The 25,867-nt window shown below is 71.4% G+C and carries 22 protein-coding genes and 1 pseudogene; 8 read left to right on the top strand and 15 right to left on the bottom strand.

The features are described from left to right. The first annotated feature begins 5 nt into the window (after positions 1 to 5). Positions 6 to 611, top strand: a complete 606-nt coding sequence (locus A5705_RS09930; protein ID WP_068277188.1) for a DUF5994 family protein — start codon at positions 6 to 8, stop codon at positions 609 to 611. A gap of 13 nt (positions 612 to 624) precedes the next feature. Here A5705_RS09930 and A5705_RS09925 read toward each other — a convergent pair whose 3' ends face one another. Both A5705_RS09925 and A5705_RS09920 read right to left on the bottom strand, forming a co-directional pair. Further along, entirely contained in the window at positions 625 to 2,154 is a 1,530-nt protein-coding gene (locus A5705_RS09925) for an FMN-binding glutamate synthase family protein (RefSeq protein WP_068277185.1), read from the bottom strand. After that, positions 2,151 to 2,573 carry a cyclic nucleotide-binding/CBS domain-containing protein gene (locus A5705_RS09920; protein WP_067874694.1) on the bottom strand — a complete coding sequence of 141 codons (423 nt, stop codon included), beginning with the start codon at positions 2,571 to 2,573 and terminating at the stop codon, positions 2,151 to 2,153. The genes A5705_RS09925 and A5705_RS09920 overlap by 4 nt, the downstream gene beginning before the upstream one ends. A 152-nt stretch (positions 2,574 to 2,725) precedes the next feature. Between A5705_RS09920 and A5705_RS09915 the strand changes: the two genes are divergently transcribed. Beyond that, on the top strand, positions 2,726 to 5,071 hold the full coding sequence (locus tag A5705_RS09915; RefSeq protein WP_068277182.1) for a heavy metal translocating P-type ATPase: 2,346 nt from the start codon (positions 2,726 to 2,728) through the stop codon (positions 5,069 to 5,071). Here the strand turns inward: A5705_RS09915 and A5705_RS09910 are convergent. From A5705_RS09910 to A5705_RS09885, 6 genes are all read right to left on the bottom strand, one after another. Next, positions 5,060 to 6,202, bottom strand: a complete 1,143-nt coding sequence (locus tag A5705_RS09910; protein ID WP_068277179.1) for a PPE family protein — start codon at positions 6,200 to 6,202, stop codon at positions 5,060 to 5,062. The genes A5705_RS09915 and A5705_RS09910 overlap by 12 nt on opposite strands. A 70-nt stretch (positions 6,203 to 6,272) precedes the next feature. Continuing rightward, a complete protein-coding gene (locus tag A5705_RS09905; RefSeq protein ID WP_068277176.1) occupies positions 6,273 to 7,409 on the bottom strand; it encodes a PPE family protein in 1,137 nt (378 codons plus the stop codon). 196 nt (positions 7,410 to 7,605) lie between these two features. Then, positions 7,606 to 8,409 (bottom strand): MBL fold metallo-hydrolase, encoded by an 804-nt coding sequence (locus A5705_RS09900; protein ID WP_068277173.1) that lies wholly within the window; start codon positions 8,407 to 8,409, stop codon positions 7,606 to 7,608. 36 nt (positions 8,410 to 8,445) lie between these two features. After that, positions 8,446 to 9,324: a pseudouridine synthase gene (locus tag A5705_RS09895; RefSeq protein ID WP_082956392.1), complete on the bottom strand. Its 879-nt coding sequence runs from the start codon at positions 9,322 to 9,324 to the stop codon at positions 8,446 to 8,448. Beyond that, positions 9,321 to 11,045 carry a glycerol-3-phosphate dehydrogenase/oxidase gene (locus tag A5705_RS09890; protein WP_067874674.1) on the bottom strand — a complete coding sequence of 575 codons (1,725 nt, stop codon included), beginning with the start codon at positions 11,043 to 11,045 and terminating at the stop codon, positions 9,321 to 9,323. Before A5705_RS09890 ends, A5705_RS09895 begins: the two co-directional genes overlap by 4 nt. Positions 11,046 to 11,101: 56 nt before the next feature. Next, positions 11,102 to 12,517 (bottom strand): NAD(P)H-quinone dehydrogenase, encoded by a 1,416-nt coding sequence (locus A5705_RS09885; RefSeq protein WP_068277165.1) that lies wholly within the window; start codon positions 12,515 to 12,517, stop codon positions 11,102 to 11,104. Positions 12,518 to 12,623: 106 nt separating this feature from the next. Between A5705_RS09885 and A5705_RS09880 the strand changes: the two genes are divergently transcribed. Next, complete coding sequence (locus A5705_RS09880; RefSeq protein WP_067874668.1) at positions 12,624 to 13,103, top strand: gamma-glutamylcyclotransferase; 480 nt, start codon at positions 12,624 to 12,626, stop codon at positions 13,101 to 13,103. A gap of 114 nt (positions 13,104 to 13,217) precedes the next feature. Here the strand turns inward: A5705_RS09880 and A5705_RS09875 are convergent, their stop codons facing one another. The 4 genes from A5705_RS09875 to A5705_RS09860 all read right to left on the bottom strand — a co-directional run bounded on the left by A5705_RS09875 (position 13,218) and on the right by A5705_RS09860 (position 17,282). Continuing rightward, on the bottom strand, positions 13,218 to 14,099 hold the full coding sequence (locus tag A5705_RS09875) for a hypothetical protein (RefSeq protein ID WP_067874665.1): 882 nt from the start codon (positions 14,097 to 14,099) through the stop codon (positions 13,218 to 13,220). 130 nt (positions 14,100 to 14,229) lie between these two features. Further along, positions 14,230 to 15,399, bottom strand: coding sequence for a M20 family metallopeptidase (locus A5705_RS09870; protein ID WP_067874662.1), 1,170 nt, complete (start codon positions 15,397 to 15,399; stop codon positions 14,230 to 14,232). Next, positions 15,396 to 16,580 carry an amidohydrolase gene (locus tag A5705_RS09865; protein WP_067874660.1) on the bottom strand — a complete coding sequence of 395 codons (1,185 nt, stop codon included), beginning with the start codon at positions 16,578 to 16,580 and terminating at the stop codon, positions 15,396 to 15,398. The genes A5705_RS09870 and A5705_RS09865 overlap by 4 nt, the downstream gene beginning before the upstream one ends. Before the next feature lie 36 nt (positions 16,581 to 16,616). Then, positions 16,617 to 17,282 carry a cutinase family protein gene (locus tag A5705_RS09860; RefSeq protein WP_067874658.1) on the bottom strand — a complete coding sequence of 222 codons (666 nt, stop codon included), beginning with the start codon at positions 17,280 to 17,282 and terminating at the stop codon, positions 16,617 to 16,619. A 40-nt stretch (positions 17,283 to 17,322) separates the two neighbouring features. Here A5705_RS09860 and A5705_RS09855 point away from each other — a divergent pair, with 40 nt between their 5' ends. Continuing rightward, positions 17,323 to 18,129 carry a purine-nucleoside phosphorylase gene (locus A5705_RS09855; RefSeq protein WP_067874655.1) on the top strand — a complete coding sequence of 269 codons (807 nt, stop codon included), beginning with the start codon at positions 17,323 to 17,325 and terminating at the stop codon, positions 18,127 to 18,129. A gap of 13 nt (positions 18,130 to 18,142) precedes the next feature. Beyond that, positions 18,143 to 19,633: pseudogene (locus A5705_RS09850) on the top strand (phospho-sugar mutase); the annotation flags it as partial. Position 19,634: 1 nt separating this feature from the next. Here the strand turns inward: A5705_RS09850 and upp are convergent. Next, positions 19,635 to 20,258 carry a uracil phosphoribosyltransferase gene (upp, locus tag A5705_RS09845; RefSeq protein ID WP_067874651.1) on the bottom strand — a complete coding sequence of 208 codons (624 nt, stop codon included), beginning with the start codon at positions 20,256 to 20,258 and terminating at the stop codon, positions 19,635 to 19,637. A 168-nt stretch (positions 20,259 to 20,426) separates the two neighbouring features. Between upp and A5705_RS09840 the strand changes: the two genes are divergently transcribed. The 3 genes from A5705_RS09840 to A5705_RS09830 are packed head-to-tail and all read left to right on the top strand — an operon-like array spanning position 20,427 to position 23,614. Beyond that, entirely contained in the window at positions 20,427 to 21,233 is an 807-nt protein-coding gene (locus A5705_RS09840) for an alkaline phosphatase family protein (RefSeq protein ID WP_304442246.1), read from the top strand. A 35-nt stretch (positions 21,234 to 21,268) separates the two neighbouring features. Then, entirely contained in the window at positions 21,269 to 22,573 is a 1,305-nt protein-coding gene (locus A5705_RS09835) for a primosomal protein (RefSeq protein WP_067874648.1), read from the top strand. 57 nt (positions 22,574 to 22,630) lie between these two features. Then, a complete protein-coding gene (locus A5705_RS09830; RefSeq protein WP_067874644.1) occupies positions 22,631 to 23,614 on the top strand; it encodes a VWA domain-containing protein in 984 nt (327 codons plus the stop codon). Positions 23,615 to 23,629: 15 nt separating this feature from the next. Here the strand turns inward: A5705_RS09830 and A5705_RS09825 are convergent, their stop codons facing one another. Both A5705_RS09825 and A5705_RS09820 read right to left on the bottom strand, forming a co-directional pair. After that, on the bottom strand, positions 23,630 to 24,637 hold the full coding sequence (locus tag A5705_RS09825) for a VWA domain-containing protein (RefSeq protein ID WP_068277162.1): 1,008 nt from the start codon (positions 24,635 to 24,637) through the stop codon (positions 23,630 to 23,632). 51 nt (positions 24,638 to 24,688) lie between these two features. Then, positions 24,689 to 25,723 carry a cupin gene (locus A5705_RS09820; RefSeq protein ID WP_067878299.1) on the bottom strand — a complete coding sequence of 345 codons (1,035 nt, stop codon included), beginning with the start codon at positions 25,721 to 25,723 and terminating at the stop codon, positions 24,689 to 24,691. Positions 25,724 to 25,867: the final 144 nt, after the last annotated feature.

Here is a 25,867-nt window from a genome sequence, read left to right as displayed (position 1 = left end):
ATGGGATGGAGCGCGAAAATCGGTTGCAGCTCAAGCCTTATCGGGCTGCATCGGAGCACATCGACGGGGCCTGGTGGCCGCGGTCCAGGCACTTGGCCGAGGAGTTGCCGGACTTGGTGGCGGCGGTGTCCGACCGGCTCGGTCAGGTCGTCATGATCGGGTACCGCCGCAATGGCTGGGACGAGACGCCTTCCCTATGTGAAATCGCCGGCCACACCGTCGAATTGCTGGGGTTCACGAGCGACGAGCCGGCCAGCGTCATCCTGATCGGCGCCGACGGCGGTCACCTCACCCTGCACGTCATCCGGCCGGACAGCAGCGAGCAGGCCGCCCGGCGAGCGCTGGACGAGGCGCGCGCAATTACCGAGGCCGGCGCGGCCCCGGCGGGCGTTCCCGCGGTGTCGAAGTCGGTTGCCGACGTCGCGGACAAGCTGGCCCGCCACGAGGGTCGCGATGACCCCGAGCGCACCGCCCAGATCCTGCGGTGGTGCGAGGAGGCCGCTCAGCAATTCGTCGACGCACCGGTGCAGGCCTTCGTTCCGATCCTCGTCGAACACATCGTTCGCAACCGCATGATGGAGTCCCGCACCGAGACCGCCGCCGCGAGCTAGCCGCCGGGGCCTGTCAACCGCGGGCCATGAGTTCCGTGATCGCCGCGACGTCGGCCGGGCCGGGCACGCCCCAGCCGGGCTGGTAGCCGAGCAGCTCGTCGGCCCGCACCGTCTTCAGATCCACGTCGAGCAGCTCGATCGCCTCCAGCGGCACCAGGGCGGGGTGGACGTGCCCGCAGGCGCGGGCCAGGCAGACCAGCTCGAAGCGCAGGGTGGCCAGGTAGTTGGCGCACCGCACCGATTTCAGCGCCGGGTCCAGGCCGTGCTGCAGCCACGCCGACTGGGTCGCGACGCCGGAGGGGCAGCGGCCGGTGTGGCAGCGCTGCGCCTGGATGCAACCGATGGAGAACATGGCGGTCCGCGCGACGTTGATCATGTCGCAGCCGGCCGCCAGGGCCAGCAGGGCGTTCTCGGGGATGCCCAGCTTTCCCGAGCCGATGAACACCACGTCGTGGTGCAGGCCGGCCTCGGCGAAGGCGCGGTAGACGCGCGGGAACGCCCACTTGAAGGGCAGCGCCACGTGGTCGCTGAAGACCAGCGGGGCCGCGCCGGTGCCGCCCTCGCCGCCGTCGACGGTGACGAAGTCGACTCCCCGGCCGGTGCGGGCCATCCGGTCGGCCAGCTGCGGCCAGAACGCGTCCTCCCCGACGGCCGACTTGATCCCGACCGGCAGGCCGGTCTCGGCGGCGATGGTCTCCACCAGCTCGAGCAGCCCGTCGACGTCGCGGAACGCGGAGTGCCCGGCGGGGCTCTTGCAGTCCACCCCGGCCGGGACGCCGCGGATCGCGGCGATCTCGGGGGTGACCTTGGCGCCGGGCAGCATGCCGCCCAGGCCGGGCTTGGCGCCCTGGCTCAGCTTGATCTCGATGGCCCGGATGGACGGCGTGGCCGCCACCCGGTCGATCAGGCGGGGCAGGCTGAAGCCGCCGTCGTCGTCGCGGCAGCCGAAGTAGCCGGTGCCGATCTGCCAGACGAGGTCGCCGCCGTTGAGGTGGTACGGGGACACCCCGCCCTCGCCGGTGGTGTGCAGCGCGCCCGCCAGGGCCGCGCCCTTGTTCAGCGCGGTGACGGCCGCGCCGGACAGCGAGCCGAAGCTCATCGCCGAGACGTTGACCAGGGAGGAGGGCCGGAAGGCCCGGGCCCGGCCCCGCGCGCCGCCGAGCACCTTGGCCGCCGGCAGCGGCACGCCCGGGTCGGGGTGTGCGGGTTCGCCGTCCGGGGTGGGCACGGGGAACGCCGCGTGCTTGATGACCGGGTAGTTGTGCACCCGTTCCAGGTCGTTGTCGGTGCCGAACCCGAAGTACCGGTTCTCCAGCTTCGAGGACGTGTAGACCCAGCGCCGCTGGTCCCGGCTGAAAGGGCGCTCGGCGTCGTTGTCGGTGACGATGTACTGGCGCAGCTCCGGGCCGACGGCTTCGAGGATGAACCGCAGGTGCCCGATGACCGGGTAGTTGCGCAGGATGGTGTGGCGGCGTTGCAGCAGGTCCCAGCCCGTCAACCCGGCCAGGCCGCCGCCGACCAGCGCGGCCAGGCGCCGCTTCACGCGGGATCGGCGCCGTCGGCGCTGTAGGCGCCGAGCAGGTCGCGGGCCGAGACGATGCCGGCCAGCGCCCCGTCGCTCTTCACCAGGACGTGGCGGATGTAGTGGTCCATCATCCGGGCCGAGACCTGGTCGACGGTCGCCGCGGCGTCACACCACACCAGCTTGGTGCTGGCGATGTCGGCGGCCGGGACCGTGGCCGGATCGTCCCCGGCGGCCACCACGCGAACGATGTCGCGCTCGCTCACCAGCGCGGCGGGCAAGGCGTCGTCACCGACCACGACGGCCCCGGCGTCGACGGCCACCAGGGCCTTGGCGACGTCGGCGACGGTGGCGTCGGCGGGCACGCGCGCCACCGGCTCGCCGATGAGGGTGGAAATCGGAAGCGAACCCGCGGACGACGGGACAGGTAAGTCGGTCACGCCAGCAATGTTCACCGGAACTTGGTTGACCTTTCTAGTGACCTGAGTCCTCAATTCGAGTGGCACTGGTAACCGCAATCGCCGGCCCCAAGATGTGACCGTGAAGTGACACCCGGCCCTAGTCAACCCGTCGCTGCAGGTTCACGCTGGTCATGGCCTGTTTGCTCGAAGGGAATGGTGTGGGCGGCAAGGGATTTGCGGTCTTGGTGGCGCTGAGCGTCGGCGCGTTGGCAGCGGGCGGGATCGCCTGGCTGGCCGGGGCGCGCGACGTCGCCGACGCGTGCTGGATCGCGGGCACGGTGGTCGGCCTGGTTCCCGCGACGGTGTGGGTGCTGGCCGCGCTGCGCCACGGCCGGTTCGGGGTCGACCTCATCGCGGTGCTGTCGCTGGTCGGCACGCTGCTGGTCGGCGAGTACCTCGCCGGCGCGCTGATCTCGGTGATGCTGGCCGGTGGGCGGGCGCTGGAGGCGGCCGCCGAGCGCCGCGCGTCGCACGACCTGCGGGCCCTGCTCGAACACGCCCCGCGGTTCGCCCGCCGCCGGGTGGGCTCGGCCGTGAGCACGATCGACCTGGGCGAGGTGGCGATCGACGACCTGCTGGTCGTCGGCCCCGGCGAGGTGGTGCCCGTCGACGGGCGCATCGCGAGCGCGGCGGCGGTGCTCGACGAGTCGGTGCTGACCGGCGAGCCGCTGCAGGTGGAGCGCGGGGTCGGCGAACCGGTGCGCAGCGGGGTGGTGAACGCGGGCGGCGCGTTCGAGATGCGCGCCACGGCCACCGCGGAGGACAGCACGTACGCGCAGATCGTGCGGCTGGCCGCCGAGGCCGGGGCGCAGACCGCGCCGGTGGTCCGGCTGGCCGACCGCTACGCCGCGTGGTTCCTGCCGCTGGCCCTCGCGGTGGCCGGCGGGGCGTGGCTGGCCAGCGGGTCGGCGGTGCGGGCGGTGGCGGTGCTGGTGGTGGCCACGCCGTGCCCGCTGCTGCTGGCGGCCCCGGTGGCGATCGTGTCGGGGCTGTCGCGCGCGTCGCGCCGGGGCGTGGTGGTCCGCGGCGGGGCCGCGCTCGAAAACCTGGGCCAGGCAACGACTTTGGTGATGGACAAGACCGGCACGCTGACCATGGGGCGCCCGGTCGTCGTCGACGTCGCGGCCGCGCCGGGGCGCGACGCCATCGACATCCTGCGGCTGGCCGCTTCGGTCGATCAGCTGTCGCCGCACGTGCTCGCCGAGGCGATCGTCACCGAGGCGCTCGGCCGCGGCCTGCGGCTGTCGCTGGCCACCGACGTCGTCGAGGAACCCGGCCGGGGCGTCACCGGCACCGTCGGGGGGCAGCGGATCTACGTCGGCAAGCTCGCCGGCGATATGTCGACGGATTGGGCCCGCGCCGCGGTGAACCGGGCCCTGCTGGACACCGCCGCGATCGCCTGGGTCTGCGTCGACGACCGACCGGCCGGCGCGGTGCTGCTGCGCGACCCCCTGCGCCGCCACGCGCCGCGGACGGTGCGCCGGTTGCGCGGCGCCGGGTTGCGGCGATTGGTCATGCTCACCGGCGACCGGGCCGAGCCCGCCCGCGAGGTCGCGGCCGTCCTGGGGCTCGACGACGTCTACGCCGAACAGAGCCCGGCCGACAAGGTCGCCGCCGTGCGCGCCGAACAAGGCCGCGCGGTCACCGTGATGGTCGGCGACGGCGTGAACGACGCCCCCGCGCTGGCCGCGGCAGGCGTCGGCGTGGCGATGGGCGCCCGCGGTGCCACCGCCTCCTCGGAGGCCGCCGACATCGTGCTGACCACCGACCGGCTGGAGCGGCTGGCGGACGCGATGGACATCGCCCGCTGGTCGCGGCACATCGCCGTGCAGAGCGCCGTCGTGGGCATGGGCCTGTCGCTGGCCGCGATGGCCGTCGCCGCCCTCGGGTGGCTGCCGCCGGCCGCCGGCGCGCTGCTGCAGGAGGGCATCGACGTGGCCGTGATCGTCAACGCGCTGCGGGCCCTGCGCGGCAACCCGTCCCTCGAGGTCGACCTGCCCGAGGAGACCGAGCGGATGCTGCGCCGCTTCGACGCCGAACACGACGAACTACGCGACGCCGTCGGGCTGCTGCGCGACGCCGCCGACCGGCTGGCCGCGGCGCCGGATGAGTCCGCGCTGCAGGCGATCACCCGCGCCCATGCCCTGCTCGTCGAGCGAATCCTGCCGCACGAACGCGCCGAGGAAAGCCAGCTCTATCCGGCACTGGCGAATCCGCTCGGCACCGGTGAGGCCACCGCCACCATGAGCCGCACGCACGCCGAGATACAACGGCTGTCGGACCGGATCGGCGCGCACCTGGAGCTGGCCCAGGCCGGCGGCTCCATCGGAGCGGACCAGGTCGACGACCTGCTCGCCTGCCTTTACGGGCTGTACGCGTTGCTGCGCCTGCACTTCGTGCAGGAGGAGGAGAACTACTTCACCCTCGCCCCGGACGAGCCCGCCGAGTCCGACGAACCCGGGGCGTCATCCCGCTGAGGGCGGCCGGGTCATGAAGGTGCCCTTGATCTCCAGCCCGATCTCGATGTCGTCGTATTTGCCCGCCTCGCGCTTCTTCTTGTCCCGCGGCGTCACCGGCGGCATCATCGGCGGCGGCATGAAGGGGAACCCTGATTCGCCTGCCGGCAGCGGGGACACCGCGGCGGCCAGTTGCACCGGCGCCTTCGCGGCGGCCAGCATGCCGACGACGGCCGGCGGCATCTTGAGCCCGCCCATCGAAACCCCCACGCCGAAAGCCCCCGCGGGCGCCGCCCCCGATCCGGCGGCCCGCACCGCGCCGGCCAGATCCGCCCCGGCCGCCGAGAGGGCCGACTCGCCCTCCGAGAGGCCTTGGCCGATGTCCCCGCTCACGCTTTGCAGCGACTGCGCCGAACTCAGCTGCGCCAGATAGCTGAGCAGGTTGATGGGAATCCCGCCCGCGATGAACTGGTTCCCCCAGGTCTGGGCCAGCCCGAACCAGCCCTTCTGGGGATTGAAGCCGCCGGGGAAGCTGAGGATCGACGTCAGGAAGTCCCCGATCGCCGATTGCGCCGGGGTGGCGGCCGCGGCGGCGGGCGCGGCGCCGGCCTGCGCGGCCGCCGCGATCGGATTGACGATCACGGGGGGCGACGAGAACTGGGACAGCCGCGTGGCCTGCGCCGAGGTTGCCGCGTAGCGGTACATCGCCGCCGAGTTGTTCACCCACATGCCCTCGTACTGGGCGTCGGTCTCGGCGATGGCCACGGAGTTGGTGCCGAGCCAGTTGGTGGCGATCAGCTGGGCCAACCGAGTCCGGTTGGCGGTCACCTGGACCGGGAAAACCACTGTCCGGCAAGCCAATTCGAATGCCGCGGCTACGGTCTGGAGCGAGGACCCGACCTGCTCGCACTGCTGCGCGGTGGTGCGCAACCAGTACAGGAAGGGCTCGACGGCCTGCGTCATCGCCGTCGCGGACGGGCCCTGCCAGGTTTCGGTCACCGACGAGAGCACCGAGGCGTAGCCCGGCAGCGACTCCTCCAGCTCAGTGCCCAGCCGCTCCCACGCGGCCGACGCCTCGATCAGGGAACCGGCACCCGGTCCGGAGTGGATCAGCGCCGAGCTGATCTCTGGCGGCAACGTCCCGAAGTCCATGACGTGTCAACCCGCCAACTCTGTGGCAGTTTCCAACTGCCTTACGCGGCAGGACATTTCGGTTTGTCCCTCATCCCGCCGACGGCGGTGGGCGCATCACTTTCCCCTTGACCTCCGCGCCAACCTGGAGTTCCTCGGGAGTCGGTTGTTTCCTCTTGCGCCAACCACTTCCCGCCGAGATGGGCGGCGGCATCAACGGCGGCAGCATCGGGAACCCGGCGTCGGCGCCGTCGAGCGGCGAGGCGGCCGAGGCGAGTTGGACCGGGGTTTGCGAGGCCGGGAGCAGCCCCACCACCGCGGGCGGCGCGGTCAGCTTGCCTATCGACACCCCCGCGGCCAGCTGCGCGGTGGGCGCAGCCGACCCGATGCCCCGGATCGCGCCGGACAGTTCGGCCCCCGCCGCCCCCAGCGCCGACTCGCCCTCCGACAGGCCCTGGCCGATGTCGCCGCCCACGCTCTGCAGCGCCTGGGCCGAGGTGCTCTGCGCGACGTAGCTGAGCAGGTTGATGGGGAACCCGGACGAGATGAACTGGTTCCCCCAGGTGTTGGCCAGCCCGAACCACCCGACGTTGGGGTCGAAGCCGAACGGGCTGTTGAGCGCGTTCAACAAATCCCCGATCGCCGACTGCGCCGGGGTGGCGGCGGCCGCGGACGTGGCGGTGGCCTGCGCCGCCGTCCCCGCGGCATCGGTGATCGCGGGCGGCGACAGGAACTTCTGGAGGTCGAGCGCCTGCGTCGTCGCCGCCTGGTAGCGGCTCAGCGCCGCGGAGTTGGTCGCCCACATGGCCTGGTATTGGTCTTCGGTTGCCGCGATGGCCGGCAGGTTGCGGCCGAACGCGTTGGTGGCGATCAGCTGCGCCAGCCGCGTCCTGTTGGCGGCGACCGCCGCGGGCTGCACCACGCTGGCTTGCGCGGAGTTGAACGCCGCCGCGGCGGCCTGGGTCGACTCGGCCAGCTGCTGGGACTGCTGGGCGGTGTTCCGCAGCCAGGTGACGTAGGGCTGGACGGCCTCGACCATCGCCGCCGAGGAGGGACCCTTCCACGACTCGCTGAGGGTCGACAACGCCGAAGTGTAGACGCTTGCCGAGTTCTCCAGTTCAGTGGTCAGGCGCTGCCAGGCGGCGGACGCTTCGAGCAGCGAGCCGGCTCCGGGTCCGGAGTGGATGAGCACCGAGGTGACCTCGGGCGGCAGCGCTAGAAGATCCATGACATCTCACATTCCGTATGCGGGCAACGAACCAGCAAAGTCGCGCTGACCACACCGTGACCTGCGCTGAAACAATGCACGTCGACGCCTCACGGGTGGCCCCCCGATCACCTTTCGTTCGAGTACCGGACGAGACGAACGATATACCGACGAGGTTAGCCACCGGAGCAATTAGCAGCTAGGAGCCCTGCGGTCGTCACAGGGTCGCCGAGGCGCCGCGGTCCAATTCGATGATGCGATCGCCCATGCCGCGACGCTTCATCTCCGCGACGAAGTCGGCCAGCGGCGAGGCGAACACGCCGTAATCGTCGAAGTGGACGGGGATCGTCGTCGGCAGCGCGAGCTTTGCCACGAGTTCCGCACCCTGGCGGCCGTCCATGGTCACCGTCAGCCCGAACGGGAGCCGCCCGCCGGCCGGCAGCCGCGTGCCGCCCAGGTGCAGCACGCCCGCGTCGATCGAGTCGAAGCGCACGGGAATCTCGTCGAGCTCCTCGACGAGCAGGGTGTCGCCGGAAACGTAGAGCCGGCGCACCGAGCGGTCGGCCGACACGAATTCCAGCATGGTGCCCATCACCGGCGGCAGCAGCCGATGGGTCCACAGCGGCGCGTGGCGTCCGGGCAGTGAGGTGATGTGAATCGTGTTGCCGCCCTTGGTGATTGTGTGTCGCTGCCACGTCGACAGGCCAAGCGCGTGGCCGAAGCCACGGTGGTGCAGCCGCTTTGCCGCGTGCGGGGTGGTGATGATCGGCAGCTGGTGGTCGAGGCCCTGCTGCGCCACCCGGTCCCAGTGGTCGCCGTGCATATGGGAGAGCACCACCGCGTCCACCGGCGGAAGCTCGTCGACGCTCAGCGCCGGTTCGCGCAGCCGCTTGGACACCAACCCGTAGCCCAGATAGGCGTGCTGGCCGCGGTGCAGGAAGTTCGGATCGGTCAGCAGCGTGAGCCCGCCGGCGCCGATCAGCGTGGTGGCGTTGCCCACGAAGGTGACGGTGATGTCCATGCCCGCGGGCTACCCCGTCCCGCGGTGTTCACGCGGTCAGCAGCGCAGCGGTTCGTCGTCGGGGTGGTCAGGGCCGGGCCGCCGGCTGACGAACTCCCGGCGCACGCCGGTGACCGGATCGTCGAACTCGATGCGCTGGGCGAGCAGCCGCAGCGGGGCGCTGAAGTCGTCCGGGGGCACGTCGATCACGTTGGGATACAACGGATCGCCCTCGATCGGCAGGCCCAGCGAGGCCATGTGCACCCGCAGCTGATGGGTGCGCCCGGTGCGTGGGGTGAGCCGGTACAGGCCGTCCGGCGAGACGCGCTCTACCAGCGTCTCCGCGTTGGGCACACCCGGCTCGCGGGCCGCCTGTAAAACGCCGCGGCGCTTGACGATCCGGTTTCGCACCACCCGGGGGAAAGCCAGCGAGGGGTCGACGCCGGCCCGCGCGAGGTACGTCTTGGCGACCAACCCGCGCGCGAACAGCGTTTGGTAGGCGCCGCGCACCTCGCGGCGGACCGTGAACAGCAGCACCCCGGCCGTCAGCCGGTCCAGCCGGTGCGCCGGGCTCAGCTCGGGCAGGCCCAGTTCGCGGCGCAGCCGCACCAGCGCGGTCTGCGCGACATGCCGCCCCCGCGGCATGGTGGCCAGAAAGTGCGGCTTGTCGACGACGACGATGTCGTCGTCGCGGTGCAGCACGGGAACGTCGAACGGCACCGGAACCTCAACCGGCAGCTCGCGATACAGGAACACGTGGGAACCCGCGGGCAGTACCGTCGCCTCATCGACCACCACGCCGTCGGCGTCGACGACCGGTCCGTGCACAACCCGCGCGCCGAACCGGGCGGTCAGCTCCGCCAACACCGATCCGCCGCGCAGCCGCACCCGCGCCGGGCCCAGCCCGTCGCGCACGGGAAGCGGCGCGGGCCTCAACTGAGCGGCACCGGCTCGAGGATCTCGGCGCGCGCCTCGGGGGCGCTGGCCCGCAGCTCGTCCGCCGACACGTCGTCGGGCTGGGCCTGCGACAGGATCTCGGCCTCCACCCGCGCGGTGTAGTTGGCGACCTCGCGGTCGATGTCCTCTGCGCTCCAGCCCAGCACCGGCGCCACCACCTCGGCCACCTCGCGGGCGCAGTCGACACCGCGGTGCGAGTATTCGATGGAAATGCGCATCCGGCGGGCCAGGACGTCCTCGAGATGCAGCGCACCCTCGGCGGTGACGGCATAGAGGGCCTCCACCCGCAGATAGCCCGGCGCCTCCTTGATCGGGCTGAGCAGGTCGGGGGATTCGGCCGCCAGCTGCAGCACCTCGCCGATCAGCGACCCGTAGCGGTCCAGCAGGTGGCGCACCCGATACGGGTGCAGGCCCTTCAGCGCGCCGACGTGTTCGGCCTGGTTGACCAGCGCGAAGTAGCCGTCGGCGCCGAGCAGGCTTACCTTCTCGGTGATCGACGGCGCCACCCGCGCGGGAACGAACTGCGCGGCGGCGTCGATCGCGTCGGCGGCCATCACCCGGTAGGTGGTGTACTTCCCGCCAGCGATCGCGACCAGCCCGGGCGCCGGCACCGCCACGGCGTGTTCGCGGGACAGCTTGGAGGTCTCCTCGCTCTCACCGGCCAGCAGCGGGCGTAGCCCGGCGTACACGCCGTCGATGTCGGCGTGCGTCAACGGGTTGGCCAGCACGGTGTTGACCGTCCCGAGGATGTAGTCGATGTCGGCCTTGGTGGCCGCGGGGTGGGCGAGGTCGAGGTTCCAGTCGGTGTCGGTGGTGCCGATGATCCAGTGGTTGCCCCACGGGATGACGAACATCACCGACTTCTCGGTGCGCAGGATGATCGCGACGTCGCTGACGATGCGGTCGCGCGGCACCACGATGTGCACGCCCTTGGACGCGCGGACCTGGAACCGCCCGCGCTGCTTGGACAGCGCCTGGATCTCGTCGGTCCACACCCCGGTCGCGTTGACGACGACGTGCCCGCGGACCTCGGTGATCGAGCCGTCCTCGGAGTCGCGGACCCGCACGCCGGTCACCCGGTCCCCCTCCCGCAGCAACGCGACGACCTGGCTGGACGACCGCACCACCGCGCCGTAGTGCGCCGCGGTGCGCGCGACCGTCATGGTGTGGCGGGCGTCGTCGACGACGGTGTCGTAGTAGCGGATCCCGCCGATCAGCGAGGTGCGCTTGAGGCCCGGACTCAGCCTCAACGCCCCGGCCCGAGTCAAATGCTTCTGCGCGGGAACGGATTTCGCGCCGCCGAGGCGGTCGTAGAGGAAGATGCCGGCGGCGGTGTAGGGACGTTCCCACCCCCGGTGCGTGAGCGGGAACAAAAAGGGCATGGGCTTGACCAGGTGCGGCGCCAGCTTCGTCAGCGACAGCTCACGCTCGTGCAGCGCCTCGCGCACCAGGCCGAACTCCAGCTGCTCGAGGTAGCGCAGCCCGCCGTGGAACATCTTCGACGACCGGCTCGAGGTGCCCGACGCGAAATCGCGCGCCTCGACCAGGGCCACCTTGAGCCCGCGGGTGGCGGCGTCCAGCGCGCACCCGGAGCCCACCACGCCGCCGCCGATGACCACGACGTCGAACTGCTCGGCGCCCAGCCGCTCCCAGGCCACGGTGCGCTGCTGGGGTCCCAGCGCGTCGATCGGGTCGCTCACTGCGGGCTCTCCTGTCCGGTTACTCGTCGGTAGGTGTGCGGTTCCCAGGCTAGGCGCTAATCCAGATCGTCGTGTGCCATCAGCCGGCGCGCGGCCTCGGTGATGGACCCGGACAGCGAGGGGTAAACGGCCAGCGTCTGAGCCAGTTCGTTCACGGTGATGCGGTTGGTCACCGCGACCGCGATCGGCAGGATCAGCTCGGAGGCGATGGGCGCGACCACCACGCCGCCGATCACCACGCCGGTGGATCTCCGGCAGAACATCTTGACGAACCCCTGCCGCAGCCCCGACATCTTGGCCCGCGCGTTGGTGCGCAGCGGCAGCATGATCGTGCGCGCCGGCACAGAGCCGTCGTCGATCATCGACTGCGGCACCCCGACCGCTGCGATCTCCGGCCTGGTGAACACCGTCGCCGCCACCGTGCGCAGCCGGATCGGGCTGACCCCCTCGCCCAGCGCGTGGTACATCGCGATCCGGCCCTGCATGGCCGCGACGGACGCCAGCAGCAGCAGCCCCGTGCAGTCCCCCGCGGCGTAGATGCCGGGCACCGAGGTGCGCGACACCCGGTCGACGCGCAGGTAGTCGCCGGGCCCGAGCTCGATGCCGACCCGTTCCAGCCCAAGCCCGCCGGTGTTGGGCACCGAGCCGATGGTCATCAGGGCGTGGCTGCCCTCGACGGTGCGCCCGTCGGTCATGGTGACCAGCACCCCGGCATCGGTGCGGGTGACCGACTCGGCGCGGGCGTTCTTGACCAGCTTGACGCCCCGCTCGGCGAACGACTCCTCCAGGACGAGCGCGGCGTCGGCGTCCTCGTAGGGCAACACCCGGTCGCGGCTGGCCGCCACGGTGACCTGGACGCCCAGCTCGGTGTAGGCGCTGACGAACTCGGCGCCGGTGACCCCGGAGCCCACCACGATCAGGTGCTCGGGCAGCGCCTCCAGGTCGTAGAGCTGCCGCCAGGTCAGGATGCGTTCGCCGTCGGGCCGCGCCGACGGCAGGATCCGCGGGCTGGCGCCGGTGGCGATCAGCACGACGTCGGCCTCGTGCTCGGTGGTCGTGCCGTCCGCGGCGGTCGCCTTGACGCGGTGCTTTGCCAGCCCGGGCGTCGGGTCGATCAGCTCGCCGCGGCCCGCGACCACCTGCACGCCCACGCCGAGCAGCTGCGCGGTGATGTCGGCCGACTGCTCGGCGGCCAGCGTGCGCACCCGGGCGTGGATCTGCGGCAGCGAGATCTTGGCGTCCTCGATGTCGATGTCGAAGCCCAGCCGCGGGGCCCGGCGCAGCTCGGTGCGCAGCCCGGTGGAGGCGATGAACGTCTTGGACGGCACGCAGTCGTCGAGCACGGCGGCGCCGCCGACGCCCTCGGAGTCGATCACGGTGACGTGGGTTGTGTCTGGATGTGAGGTGGCGGCGACCAGAGCGGCTTCGTAACCGGCCGGCCCCCCACCGAGGATCACGATGCGGGTCACCACACGCCCTAACCTATCGCCCGCCGACGATGCGCGCCGCGCTGCGGCGTGAGGCCCACGAAACGTTCGGGTGAATACCTCGCGGGGTTCCGACGTTTAAGCTTCTTCCGTGCCGATCTACGCCGCGTACGGGTCGAACATGGATCCCGAGCAGATGCTCAAGCGCGCGCCGCACTCGCCGATGGCCGGGACGGGCTGGCTGCACGGGTGGCGGTTGACGTTCGGCGGGGAGGACATCGGCTGGGAAGGGGCCCTGGCGACCATCGTCGAGGACCCGGGTTCGAAGGTGTTCGTCGTGCTCTACGACATGACGCCGGCCGACGAGGCGAACCTCGACCGATGGGAGGGCTCCGAGTTCGGGGTGCACAAGAAGATCCGGTGCCGGGTGGAGCGCATCTCGTCGGACACCACGATCGACCCGGTGCTGGCTTGGCTGTACGTGCTCGACGCCTGGGAGGGCGGGCTGCCGTCGGCGCGTTACCTCGGCGTGATGGCCGACGCCGCCGAGATCGCCGGTGCGCCAGAGGATTACGTGAGCGACCTGCGCAACCGGCCGGCCAGCAACGTCGGCCCGGGGACCAGCGGCTAGAACAGGGCGGCCGGCCCCGCGAGCCCCCATCGCGCGAGCCCCATCCCGCGAGCGTGCGTGTTTGTACGGCGACACGCCGCACCAGCCGGCATTCTGCGCACCCTCGTCGCTGCGTCACGCGGCTTTTCGCAAGTGCGTCTCGAGCCGGCGGACAAGTTCGCGAGGTCGATATCTCACGTCCTCCGCGATGATGGGCACTACCACCCACCCCAGCTGTTGAAGGGCCGAAGAACGGCGGCGGTCCCGCAGAAACGCGTCCGGCCCGCTGTGCCAGTCGATGCCGTCGTACTCCGCCGCGACCCGACGCACCGGCCACGCGAAGTCGAGTCGCCAGAGACGTCCATGCAGGTCCAGGACCTCGTACTGCAGCACAGGCCAGGGCAGGCCGCCGTCGATCATGACCAGCCGTGCCTCACTCTCCATCGGCGACTCAGCGAGCGGGCTGGCCAGTCCCAGCAATTCGCGCACGGTCACGATCCCGCGACGGCCGGATTGCTGCCTAACGGCCCGCTGAAGGTCTTCGTTGCTACAGGTGCCGCTGCGCAGCGCGGCGTCCAGTGTCGCCAGCGCTCTGGGTCGACGAAGGCTGCGGGCGACCTCGATCGCCGTCCACGGGGGCGCGGTGACGGGGCGTCCCCCGACCATGGCCAACGGCGCCCCTTCCCGCCGGTGCACGACGAGGCCGCCGGACGACCGCAGTTGCCCACCGGACGGATTGAGCACGTGCAGATCAGCGGTCCGTTCGGTGTCGAAGCCGTACATCGCCGCGGCGGTGCTTAAGCAGACCGCGATCGTCGTTCCCGTCGCCAAATCCAACCCGCGCAGTCGCAGCGCGTCGGTGATTTCACCGCGGCCGTAGACGCCATACCAAACTTTTTGCAGCACACCGCATTTCAGGTCCGCTTCCAGCCCGCGGCGGCTCAAGAACGTCAACGCCTGCGCGGTTGTCACCACTCCGCCTTGCGTGTCCAGCAATCGACTGAGCCCTGCATGCATGCGGGCTATCGTCTGGGCACCGCGGCTTCCCCACAATTCACTGCGCCGAGCGTGCACAGAATGCCGACTGCAACGGCGTGTCGCCGTACAAACACGCACGCTCGCGGGGAGGGGAGCGCGGCAGAAGCGGCTAGAACAGGGCCGCCTGCTCGACGATGTTGACCATCACGCGCAGGCCGATCGCCAGGGCCCGCTCGTCGAGGTCGAAGGTCGGCTGGTGCAGGTCCAGCTGCGGCCCCTCGCCCGACCACACGCCCAGCCGGGCCATCGCGCCCGGAATCTCCTCCAGATACCAGGAGAAGTCCTCGCCGCCGCCGGACTGCCGGGTGTCGGCCAGCGCCTCGGGGCCGACGGCCTCGATGGCGTGGGTGAGGATGCGCGTCGAGATGTCCTCGTTGACCACCGGGGGCACCCCGCGCCGGTACTGCAGCGTGTGTTCGATCGCCAGTGGCGACAGCAGCGCCGTCACGGTCTCGCGGATGATGTCCTGCAGCGCGACCCAGGTCTGGCGGCTCGCGGTGCGCACGGTGCCGGCCAACACGCCCGTCTGCGGGATCGCGTTGGGGGCCACCCCGGCGTTGACGGCGCCCCAGACCAGCACCGTCGCGTTGCGCGGGTCGATGCGGCGCGACAGCACCCCGGGCAGCCCGGTGATCAGCGTGCCCAGGCCGTAGACCAGGTCGCCGGTCAGGTGCGGCCGCGAGGTGTGCCCGCCCGGCGAATACAGGGTGATCTCCAGCTGGTCGGCGGCCGAGGTGATCGGGCCCTGCCGGACCGCGACCTTGCCGACCTCCAGCCGGGGGTCGCAGTGCAGGGCGAAGATCCGCGACACCCCGGACAGCGCCCCGGCCGCGATCGCGTCGATCGCCCCACCCGGCATCAATTCCTCGGCGGCCTGGAAGATCAACCGCACCCCGACCGGCAGCTCCGGCACGGACGCGAGCGCCAGGGCCGTGCCCAGCAGGATGGCGGTGTGCGCGTCGTGCCCGCAGGCGTGGGCGACGTTGGGCATCGTCGAGGTGTACGGCGCGCCGGTCCGCTCGGCCATCGGCAGCGCGTCCATGTCGGCCCGCAGCGCGATCCTCGGCTCGTGCTCGGGCCCCATGTCGCAGACCAGCCCGGTGCCGCCGGGCAGCACCTTCGGGTTCAGCCCGGCGTCGGCCAGCCGTTCGGCGACGAACTGGGTGGTCGCATACTCCTGCCGGCCCAATTCCGGGTAGCGGTGGATGTGCCGGCGCCACGAGACCAGGTCGTCGTGGTGAGCGGCCAGCCACGACTCGGCGCTGTCGACGAGGCTCATGCCCGCGCCCCTCGCCGCTCCTGCGCGGCCAACACCCGGTCGCGTTCACCGGGGGTCTGGGCGAGCTGAACGACGGTGCGCGCCAACATGATTGCGCCGTCGACCACGGCACGGTCGGCGCTGGGGCCGGCGGCCGCCGCGGCGAAGGCGCGTTGGTGCACCGTGGCACCGCCGGCGTCGACGCGGATCACCGGATGGATACCGGGCAGCACCTGTGTCACGTTGCCCATGTCGGTGCTGCCCATCGGCAGCCCGGTCTCGAATTCGGCCGCCACCGGCTCGCGGCCGAGCCGGCGCATCTCTTCCCGGAACACGTCCGCCAGCCAGGGGTCGGGGTTGAGCTCCGCGTACGGGGGCGCGGGGCTGTCGATCTCGTACTCGCAGCCGGCGGCCAGCGCGCCCGCGGCGAAGCACGCGTACATCCTGCCCTCCAGCTGCCGCAGCGATTCGGATTCGAGCGCCCGCATCGCGTACTGCAGGGTCGTGTGGCCGGGGATGACGTTGACGGCCTGCCCGCCGTTGGTGACGATCCCGTGGACCAGTTGGCCCGGCGCCAGCTGCTGGCGCAACAGCCCGACCGCCACCTGCGCGACGGTCAGCGCGTCGGCGGCGTTGAGCCCGAGGTACGGCGCGACGGCGGCGTGCGATTCCTTGCCCCGGTAGTCCACCGTCACCTCCGACAACGCCAGCGAGCGGGCCGCGGCGATGTCGGTCGGCCCGGGATGGACCATCACCGCCACCGCGACGTCGTCGAACGTCCCGGCCTCGAGCAGCAGCGCCTTGCCGCCGCCGGCCTCCTCGGCGGGAGTGCCCAGCAGCGCCACCCGCAGGCCGAGCTCGTCGGCCACCTCGGCCAGCGCCAGCGCGGCGCCCACCGCCGACGCGGCGATGATGTTGTGGCCGCAGGCGTGCCCGATCTCCGGCAGCGCGTCGTACTCCGCGCACACCCCGACGACCAGCGGCCCGCTGCCGAAGTCGGCGCGGAACGCGGTGTCCAGACCGCCCGCCCGCGCGGTGATCTCGAAGCCCCGCTCGGCGACCAGCGCCTGCGCCTTCGCACAGCTGCGATGCTCGGCGAAGGCCAGCTCGGGCTCGGCGTGGATGGCGTGGGAAAGCTCGACGAGGTCGGCGCCACGTCGCCGCACGACGTCCTCAACACTGTCCAATGCGGTCGCGGGCATCCTCGCAGTATCCCACCGCGACCTGAGGGGTCTGGGCTACACCAGTCCGGCGATGAATCCCGCGGCCTGTCGGGGGTAGGGCGGGTCGCCGTAGTCGTGGTGCGCGTCCCGGTCGCGACCGCCGACGACGCAGACCGGATCACCGGGACTGCAGAGGTCGATGGCGCGGCCGGCGAACAGACCCGTCGTCGAAAGCGGCGTGTCGAAGCGGTTGCCGGGGTTGCCGAAAACCGCGACCGCCGCGACCTTGCTCGCCAGGCCGGGATCCAGCGCCGGAGCCGATCCGAAGTTGCCGATGCGCTCGCCCAGCGGCGGCACCCCCGCCAGCATCGAGACCGCGGCCGCGCCCTGTGAAAAGCCGCCGAGCACCAGCCGCGTGGCGGGGCACTGGCCGACCATCTGCGCGATGTGGTCGCGCGCGTCGTTGGCCCCGTCCGCGGTGGTCAGAAAGTTATAGCTGGCCGGATAGTTCACCGCGTACGCGTCGACGCTGCGCGAGCCGAGGGCCGACTGCAGCGCCGCGAGCAGCGCATCGCCGGCCACGCCGAGGCCGGGCGGCTCGGCGGTGCCGCGCGCGAAGATGAGTTGGACATCGGGACACCCGTCGGCTCCTGCCACCGGAGCCGGGCCGCCCGTGATCACCGCCACCGAGACCGCGACAGTGACGACCACGCGGAGTACGGACCACCAACGACGACGCATACGGCAGATCCTCACATACGGCGGGCTAGGCTCGCCCAGTGTGAGCGAGCCCGCGTCCGACCCCGACGACCTCGCGCGGCGGGCCGGGCGGGCCATCGCCGAGCGCACCGGCGTCGACGAGCACGACGTCGCCGTCGTTCTCGGGTCGGGATGGCGGCCGGCGGTGGCGGCGCTGGGTTCCCCGACCGCCACACTCCCACAGGCCGAACTGCCCGGGTTCGCGCCACCGACCGCGGTCGGGCACACCGGCGAGCTGCTGTCGACGCGCATCGGCGACCACCGGGTGCTGGTGTTCGTCGGTCGCGTGCATGCCTACGAGGGGCACGACCTGTGCCACGTCGTGCACCCGGTGCGGGCGGCCTGCGCGGCGGGGGTGCGGGTCGTCGTGCTCACCAACGCGGCCGGCGGGCTGCGCCCGGACATGGCGACCGGCCAGCCGGTGCTGATCAGCGACCACCTGAACCTCACCGGGCGCTCGCCGCTGGTCGGCCCGCGCTTCGTCGACCTGACCGACGCTTACGCGCCGCGGCTGCGCGAGCTGGCCCGCGAGGCCGACCCGGCGCTGACCGAGGGCGTCTACGCCGGCCTGCCCGGACCGCATTACGAAACCCCCGCGGAGGTGCGGATGCTGCAGACGCTGGGCGCCGACCTGGTCGGCATGTCGACGGTGCACGAGACGATCGCGGCCCGGGAGGCCGGCGTCGAGGTGCTGGGGGTGTCGCTGGTGACCAACCTGGCCGCGGGGATCAGCGGCGAACCGCTCAGCCACGCCGAGGTGCTGGCCGCCGGCGCCGCCTCGGCGAGCCGGATGGGCGCCCTGCTGGCCGACGTCGTCGCGCGGTTATAGCGACGTGACAACCGCCCGTCCACTGAGGTTCGGCACCGCGGGGCTGCGCGGTCCGGTGCGCGACGGGCCCGACGCCATGAACGCCGAGGTGGTCGCGCGCGCGACGTGGGCGGTGGCGCGCGTGCTCACCGAGCGTGGCCTGGCGGGCTCCGCGGTGGTCGTCGGCCGCGACGCCCGGCACGGCTCGGCGCCTTTCGCCACGGTGACCGCCGAAGTGCTTGCCGCGCAGGGCTTTTCGGTGCTGCTGCTGCCCGGCGCGGTGCCCACGCCGGTGGTCGCGTTCGCGGTGCGCCGCACCGGCGCCACCGCCGGGGTGCAGATCACGGCGTCGCACAACCCGCCGGGCGACAACGGCTACAAGGTGTACTTCGAGGGCGGCGTGCAGATCATCTCGCCCACCGACCGCCAGATCGAAGCCGCGATGGCCGCCGCTCCGCCGGCCGGCGAGATCCCCCGCGAGCCGGTGGCGCCCGCGCGGACCGACCTGGTGGAGCGTTACGTCGACCGGGCGGCGGCGGTGCGCCGGGGTGCCGGTTCGGTGCGGGTGGCGCTGACACCTTTGCACGGGGTGGGCGGCACCGTGGCCGTGGAAACCTTGCGGCGCGCGGGATTCCACGAGGTGCACACCGTCGGCGCGCAGTTCGCGCCCGACCCCGATTTCCCGACCGTCGCGTTTCCCAACCCCGAGGAACCGGGCGCCAGCGATGCGCTGCTCGCCCTGGCCGCCGAGACGACGGCCGACGTCGCGATCGCGCTGGATCCCGACGCCGACCGGTGCGCCGTCGGCATCCCCGCGGCGCCGGGCTGGCGGATGCTGTCCGGCGACGAGACCGGTTGGCTGCTGGGCGATTACATCCTGTCGCGCGAACCCGATCCCGCGTCGGCGGTGGTGGCCAGCACCCTGGTGTCGTCACGGATGCTGGCCGCGATCGCCGCCCACCACGGCGCGACGCACGTCGAGACCCGCACCGGCTTCAAGTGGCTGGCCCGCGCCGACGCGAACGTGTCCGGCGGTCGGCTGGTGTACGCCTACGAGGAAGCGATCGGCCACTGCGTCGACCCGGATGCGGTGCGCGACAAGGACGGCATCAGCGCGGCGGTGCTGGCGTGCGATCTGGTCGCCACTTTGAAGGCGCGGGGCCGTTCAGTGGCCGACCGGCTCGACGACCTCGCCCGGCGCCACGGCGTGCACGACGTCGCGGCGGTGTCGCGCCGCGTCGCCGACGCCGACGAGGCCGACGCGCTGATGCGCCGGCTGCGCGCCGCCCCGCCGGCCCGTCTCGCGGACTTCCCCGCCACCCTCGACGACATCAGCGACGCGCTGATCTTCGCCGGCGGCGACCAGGAGACGTCGGCCCGGGTGGTGGTGCGGCCGTCGGGCACCGAGCCGAAGCTGAAGTGCTACATCGAGATTCGCTGCGCACCGACCGACGACCTGTCATCCGCCCGGGACCGGGCCCGCGCGCTGCGCGACGAGGTGACCGCGCAGGTGCGCGGCTTCTGAGCTAGCGCGGCCCGAATTGGCGGTCGCCCGCGTCGCCCAGCCCGGGCACGATGTAGGCGATCTCGTTGAGCCCGTCATCGACCGCGACGGTGAAAAGCCGCGCTTCCGGCGCCGCTTTCTCAAGCGCCGCAACGCCTTCCGGCGCCGCCACCGCACACAACACCGTGATGTCCGACGCGCCGCGGGGGTGCAGCAGCCCGATCGTGTGCGTCAGCGACCCGCCGGTGGCCAGCATGGGATCCAGCACCAGCACCGGCAGCCCGGTCAGGTCGCGGGGCAGCGACTCCATGTACCCGCTCGGCAGGTGGGTCTTTTCGTCGCGGGCCACGCCGACGAACCCCACGCGGGCCTCGGGCAACAGCGCGAGCGCCTGCTCCACCATGCCCAGCCCGGCGCGCAACACGGGAACCAGCAGCGGCGGCCTGGCCAGCCGCACCCCGAGCGTCTCGGCCAGCGGCGTGTGGATCGGAAATGTTTCGCGGGCCGCCTCGCGGGTGGCCTCGTAGACCAACATGGCGGTCAGGTCGCGCAGGGCGGCGCGGAAGTGGGCGTTGTCGGTGTGTTTGTCGCGCAATGCCGTCAGTCGCGCCTGCGCCAGCGGGTGATCGACGATGCGCACGTCCACGAGATGTGACCCTATATAACGATTGCGACGAGCAACGCAGACACGCTCGCGCCGGCGCCGCCCGCGGACCGGATCCGCTCATATACTCCCGGGGTGCGGCACCGGGCAGGGTTGGTGGACAAGGCATATCGCGCGCTGCGGTTGGCCGGTGCGGCGGCTTTCGCGGCCCTGGTGACGATCCCGTCGGCGCCCCGGGTGGGGCCGTCGGCGGCCGCGCTGCCGCAGCCCGCGCACGTGGTGATCGTCATCGAAGAGAACCGCGCGGCGGCCCACATCATCGGCAACAAGTCGGCGCCGTTCATCAACGCGCTGGCCGCGGGCGGAGCCAACATGGCCCAGTCGTTCGCCGAAACGCACCCCAGCGAGCCGAACTACCTGGCGCTGTTCGCCGGCAGCACACTCGGGGTGACCAGCGACTCGTGCCCGGTCAACGGCGGCGCCGCCCCCAACCTGGCCTCCGAATTGCTGTCCGCCGGTTACACCTTCGCCGGTTACGCCGAGGGCCTGCCCGCGCCGGGTTCGCCGGTGTGCAGCGCGGGCAAGTACGCGCGAAAGCACGTGCCGTGGGCCAACTTCACCAACGTGCCGGCGGCCGACTCGCTGCCGTTCTCGGCGTTTCCGATGGGCAACTACGCCGGCCTGCCGACCGTGTCGTTCGTCATTCCCGACAACGACGACAACATGCACGACGGCTCGATCGCGCAGGGCGACGCCTGGCTGAGCCGGGACCTGTCCGGCTACGCCAACTGGGCGGTGGCCAACAACAGCCTGCTCATCGTGACGTGGGACGAGGACGACGGCGGGCCGCGCAACCAGATTCCGACGATCATCTACGGCGGGCACGTGCAGCCCGGCACCTACAACGAGCAGATCAACCACTACAGCGTGCTGTCCACCCTGGAACAGATGTATGGGCTGCCCAAGATCGGTTACGCGGCCGGCGCCGCGCCCATCGCGACCATCTGGGCCGCTTAGCCGCAGCTTCGCCGCGCGTCGCTATTGTGTGCCGCATGGCTGCTGACCTCGTGCCCATCCGCCTGAGCCTGTCCGCCGGCGACCGCTACACCGTGTGGGCGCCCCGCTGGCGCGACGCAGGCGACGAGTGGGAGGCGTTCCTGGGCAAGGACGAGGACCTGTACGCGTTCGAGACCGTCGCCGACCTCGTCGCCTTCGTGCGCACCGACGACGACAACGACCTGGTGGACCACCCGGCGTGGCAGGACCTGACGTCCGCGCACGCGCACCGCTTCGAGCCGGCCGACGACAAACAATTCGACCTGGTCGCCGTCGAGGAACTGGTGTCGGAGAAGCCGACCGAGGAATCGGTCACCGCGCTGGCGGGCACCCTGGCGATCGTGTCGTCGATCGGGTCGGTGTGCGAGCTGGCGGCGGTGGCGAAGTTCTTCAACGGCAACCCCAGCCTGGGCACGGTGGCCGGCGGCATCGACACCTTCACCGGGAAGGCGGGGCAGAAGCGCTGGAACGCGATTGCCGAGGTCATCGCCCGCAGCTGGGACGACGTGCTCAGCGCGATCGACGACATCGTCAGCACCCCGGAGGTCGACGAGGAAGTTGCGGCCAAGGCCGCCGAGGAACTCGCCGAAGAGCCCGACGAGGACGAACAGCCGGCCGAAGACACCGCCGCCGGCGACGAGGACGCCCGGGACTCCGAGGAGCCCGACGAGGACGAGACCGACGTCGCCGAAGACGAAGCGGCGGAGCAGGAGGATGCCCGCGCGGCCGGCGACACCGTCGTGCTGGGCGGCGCCAAAGACTTCTGGGTCCAGGTGGGCATCGACCCGATTCGGATCATCACGAGTTCGGACACCTTCTACACCCTGCGCTGCTACCTGGACGACCGCCCGATCTTCCTGGGCCGCAACGGCCGGATCAGCGTGTTCACCTCCGAGCGGGCGCTGGCGCGCTACCTCGCCGACGAGCACGACCACGACCTGTCCGACCTGAGCACCTACGACGACATCCGCACCGCCGCCACCGACGGCTCGCTGGCGGTCGACGTGACCGACGACAACGTCTACGTGCTGAGCGGGCTGGCCGACGACTTCGCCGAGGGGCCGGACGCGGTCGACCGCGACCAGCTCGACCTGGCCGTCGAACTGCTCCGCGACATCGGCGACTACTCGGAGGATCCCGCGGTGGACAAGGCGCTCGACACCGGCCGGCCGCTGGGCAAGCTAGTGGGCTCGGTGCTGGAGCCCGAGTCGGTCGGCAAGCCCGGCCCCCCGTACGCCGCGGCGGTACGCGAGTGGGAGAAGCTCGAGCAATTCGTCGAGGGCCGGCTCAGGCGGGAATAGGGCGCGAACCGCCCGCCGCGTTTGACGGGCCACCGAGTCTCCTCTTTACTGGCGCAGGTGTCATTCCCCGGCATCGGCCCGCTGCCCCTGTACGGGTTCCAGCGTCCGGCCATGCTGCTGTTCGCTGCGGTCCCGCTGGCGCTGCTGGCGGTCTACATCCTGGTACAGGCCCGGCGCCGGCGGCGCCTGCGCCGGTACACCGAGTCGCCGGTGCCGCAATCGTGGTGGCGGCATGTGCCGATCGCCGTTGCGCTGCTCTCCCTGCTGCTGTTGACCGTCGCGCTCGCCACCCCCACGCACGACATGCGCATCCCGCGCAACCGCGCCTGCGTCGTGCTGGTCATGGACGTGTCGAACTCCATGCGGGCGACCGACGTCGAACCCAACCGCCTCAAGGCGGCCGAGCAGGCCGCCGGCCAGTTCGCCAGCCAGCTGACGCCCGGCATCAATCTCGGGCTGGTCGCGTTTTCCGGGACGCCCTACCTGCTGGTGCCGCCCACCCCGCAGCACCAGGCGACGCTGGATGCGCTGACAAAGCTTCAGTTCGGCGACAGCACGGCGACCGGCGAGGCGATCTTCACCGCCCTGCACGCGGTTTCGGCCTCGGGGGTCGCAAGCGGCGACACCCCGCCGCCGGCCCGCATCGTGCTGCTGTCCGACGGCGGCGAGAACAAGCCGACCGACCCCAGCGACCCGCACGACGGCGCCTACACCGCCGCACGGCTGGCCAAGGACCAGGGTGTGCCCATTTCGACGATCACGTTCGGCACCAAGGGCGGCGAGATCGAGATGGACGGGCAGCGGGTCGCCGTGCCGGTCTCGGCGGACCAGATGCGCACCATCGCGCGGCTGTCGGGCGGCCAGTCCTACACCGCCAGCAACATCGCCGAGCTCAACAAGAGCTACAGCGCCATCGAGAACGACATCGGGTACCGCGTCGTGCCCGGCCCCGGCAGCGCCGGGTGGCTGCGCCTGGGCGTCATCGTCGCCCTGATCGCCACGGCGCTGGCCCTGCTGATCAACCGGCGATTGCCGACCTGAGCGGCCGCGCGGGGCCTACGACGGCAGCCGGCTGTTGAGGGCGAGCCCGGCCAGGATGGCGCCGGCCAGCACCACCGCCCCGAGCAGCATCCAGGCGAGGCTGGCGTCGCCCTTCACGGTCTGGTAGCCGATCTGGCGCTGCAGGGTGGAATAGACCTGGTTGAGGGATTCCAGGCTGTCGGCGTGGAAGGCCTGGCCGTCGGTGATCTTGCAGATCTCCTGCAGCGTCTGGTCGTCGACGGGGACCGGGATGGTGGCGCCCTGGTAGTCGACGGTGCCGTAGGGGGTGCCGAAGGAGATCGTGGAGATCTGCACGCCCTGGTCTTTGGCGGCCCGGGCGGCGGTGAACGCGCCCTGCGGGGCGTTGGGGTCCAGCGGCACGTTCTCGGCGCCGTCGGACTCCAGCACGATGCGGGCGGGCGGGGGGCCCTCCCCGCCCCCCATCACCGAGCCGACGGTGGCGATGGCCTGCAACGCGGTCAGGATGCCTTCTCCTGTCGCGGTTTTCGGCATCGGTTTGAGGCTGTCGATCGCCGTCTTGACGGCCTCGCGGTTCGTGGTCGGGGCGACCATCAGCGACGCGTTGGCCGCGAACTGCACCAATCCCAGGTTGATCGCCGGCGTCAGCTCGTCGGCGAACTTCTTGCCGGCCTCCTGGGCGGCGGCCAGTCGGTTCGGGGGCACGTCGGTGGACGCCATCGATTCCGAGACGTCGATCACCAACATGACGACCGCGCGGTTGAGCGGGATGCGGATGTCGGACGTCGGCCCGGCCATGGCGGTGGTCAGCAGCACCAGCGACGCGGCCAGCAGGATCGTCGGCACGTGCCGCCAGCGGCCGGAGCGCAGGGGCGCCACGCGCTCCAGCACCTCCATGTTGGCGAACCGCAACACCCGCCGGCGGCGCGCGTACTGCAGCGCGACATAGGCGCCGATCAGCAGCAGCACCGCCAGCAACAACAGGAAAAACCAGGCGTTCTGGAAGCCGGTCAGCGATACCGGGCCCAGCAGCGGCAGCTTCATGTCCAGCCACACTATTCGCCAAATGTCGACGCTGCATGGAGCCCGGCCGGGTCAGCCCGCCACCAGGTCCCGGCGCTGGGTGAACTTGATGTCCAGGCTGCGCAGGTGCGTCTGCAGCCCGGCGTCCTGGATGGGGATCAGGTGGGCCGGGGTGTCCGTCTCGTTGTAGTGCGCGTGCCACATGCCCGGCGGGGTGGTGAAGGCGCCGCCGGCCTGCCAGTCCACCCGGATCGGGTCGACGATGTCGCCGCGCTCGTCGAGGCGGCTGCCCAGCAGGGTGTAGCAGCCGCTGGGCGGCGCGTCGAGGATCAGGTCCAGGGCGACCGACTGATGCCGGTGTGGGCGCTGTTCCTGCCGGGGCGGCAGCACCCCGAACATCGCCCACAGCACGTGGGTGATGGTCATCGTCTGTTCCTGGTTGGCGTTGGCCAGCAGCACGCTGACCCGGCTCTTTTCGTTGGCGCCGGGACGGGCGGCGATCTCTTCCAGCTTGGCCACCGCGTCGGCGCGGCAGAACTTGGTCGCCCGGAACCGCGGCCGGGTGGCCTCGGCGCCGAGGTAGCGCAGCAGCGGCTCGTCGTGGACCCAGTACATGGCCGTCTCGTCGTCGCCGTAGAACACCGAATGCGTGCCGGCGGGCAGGGTCAGAAAGTCACCCTTTTCCCACTTGACCAGCCGGCCGTTGATGGCCGCGAAGCCCCGCCCGTACAGCACGTAATACAGCTGCGAGGTGGCGTTGGGGCTGGCGTCGACCTGCTCACCGGGGCGGATGCGGATGAAGTTGGCCAGCAGCGCGGGGCTGGTCGCCGGGCCGGTGTCGATGCCCAACTCCTTGGACAGGTCCAGCGGGAAAACTCCGGTCGGCCGATCGACGTAGATCTCCGGATCGAAGCGGGTAATCGGAACCTGCGGCGCGTGTCCGGATCCGATCGGGTTGGCGGCCTTCGAGTACTCGAAGTAGCAGGCGTCGTCGGCCCAGTCCTCGAACCGGCCCTCGAAGCCGTACTCGGCGACGTTGGTCATCGGCGCCGGGATCGTCGGGTCGAGGTTGGGGACCTGCGCTTGATTCGTGCCCAAGAGGGACATGGCGGATTGCTTTCTATTGGGGTACGTCTTACATTTCTAATGTATCTATCTAGTATCTCAGTCGTCAACCGGTGTCGCACAGGTTTTCGCCTGATGTACCGTCAGGGACGCATCTGAGATGCGACTGAGCCGCGAGGAAGGCTG

This window comes from Mycobacterium sp. E787 (assembly GCF_001668725.1).
In the GTDB taxonomy this organism is placed as follows: Bacteria; Actinomycetota; Actinomycetes; order Mycobacteriales; family Mycobacteriaceae; genus Mycobacterium.
This window is presented reverse-complemented; position numbering and strand designations above follow the sequence as displayed.

Coding starts and splice junctions, on each gene's coding strand:
- A5705_RS09930 (WP_068277188.1), top strand. CDS start 6: ATGGAGCGCGAAAATCGGTTGCAGCTCAAGCCTTATCGGGCTGCATCG.
- A5705_RS09915 (WP_068277182.1), top strand. CDS start 2,726: ATGGCCTGTTTGCTCGAAGGGAATGGTGTGGGCGGCAAGGGATTTGCG.
- A5705_RS09910 (WP_068277179.1), bottom strand. CDS start 6,202: ATGGACTTCGGGACGTTGCCGCCAGAGATCAGCTCGGCGCTGATCCAC.
- A5705_RS09905 (WP_068277176.1), bottom strand. CDS start 7,409: ATGGATCTTCTAGCGCTGCCGCCCGAGGTCACCTCGGTGCTCATCCAC.
- A5705_RS09900 (WP_068277173.1), bottom strand. CDS start 8,409: ATGGACATCACCGTCACCTTCGTGGGCAACGCCACCACGCTGATCGGC.
- A5705_RS09875 (WP_067874665.1), bottom strand. CDS start 14,099: ATGCATGCAGGGCTCAGTCGATTGCTGGACACGCAAGGCGGAGTGGTG.
- A5705_RS09870 (WP_067874662.1), bottom strand. CDS start 15,399: ATGAGCCTCGTCGACAGCGCCGAGTCGTGGCTGGCCGCTCACCACGAC.
- A5705_RS09865 (WP_067874660.1), bottom strand. CDS start 16,580: ATGCCCGCGACCGCATTGGACAGTGTTGAGGACGTCGTGCGGCGACGT.
- A5705_RS09860 (WP_067874658.1), bottom strand. CDS start 17,282: ATGCGTCGTCGTTGGTGGTCCGTACTCCGCGTGGTCGTCACTGTCGCG.
- A5705_RS09835 (WP_067874648.1), top strand. CDS start 21,269: ATGGCTGCTGACCTCGTGCCCATCCGCCTGAGCCTGTCCGCCGGCGAC.
- A5705_RS09825 (WP_068277162.1), bottom strand. CDS start 24,637: ATGAAGCTGCCGCTGCTGGGCCCGGTATCGCTGACCGGCTTCCAGAAC.
- A5705_RS09820 (WP_067878299.1), bottom strand. CDS start 25,723: ATGTCCCTCTTGGGCACGAATCAAGCGCAGGTCCCCAACCTCGACCCG.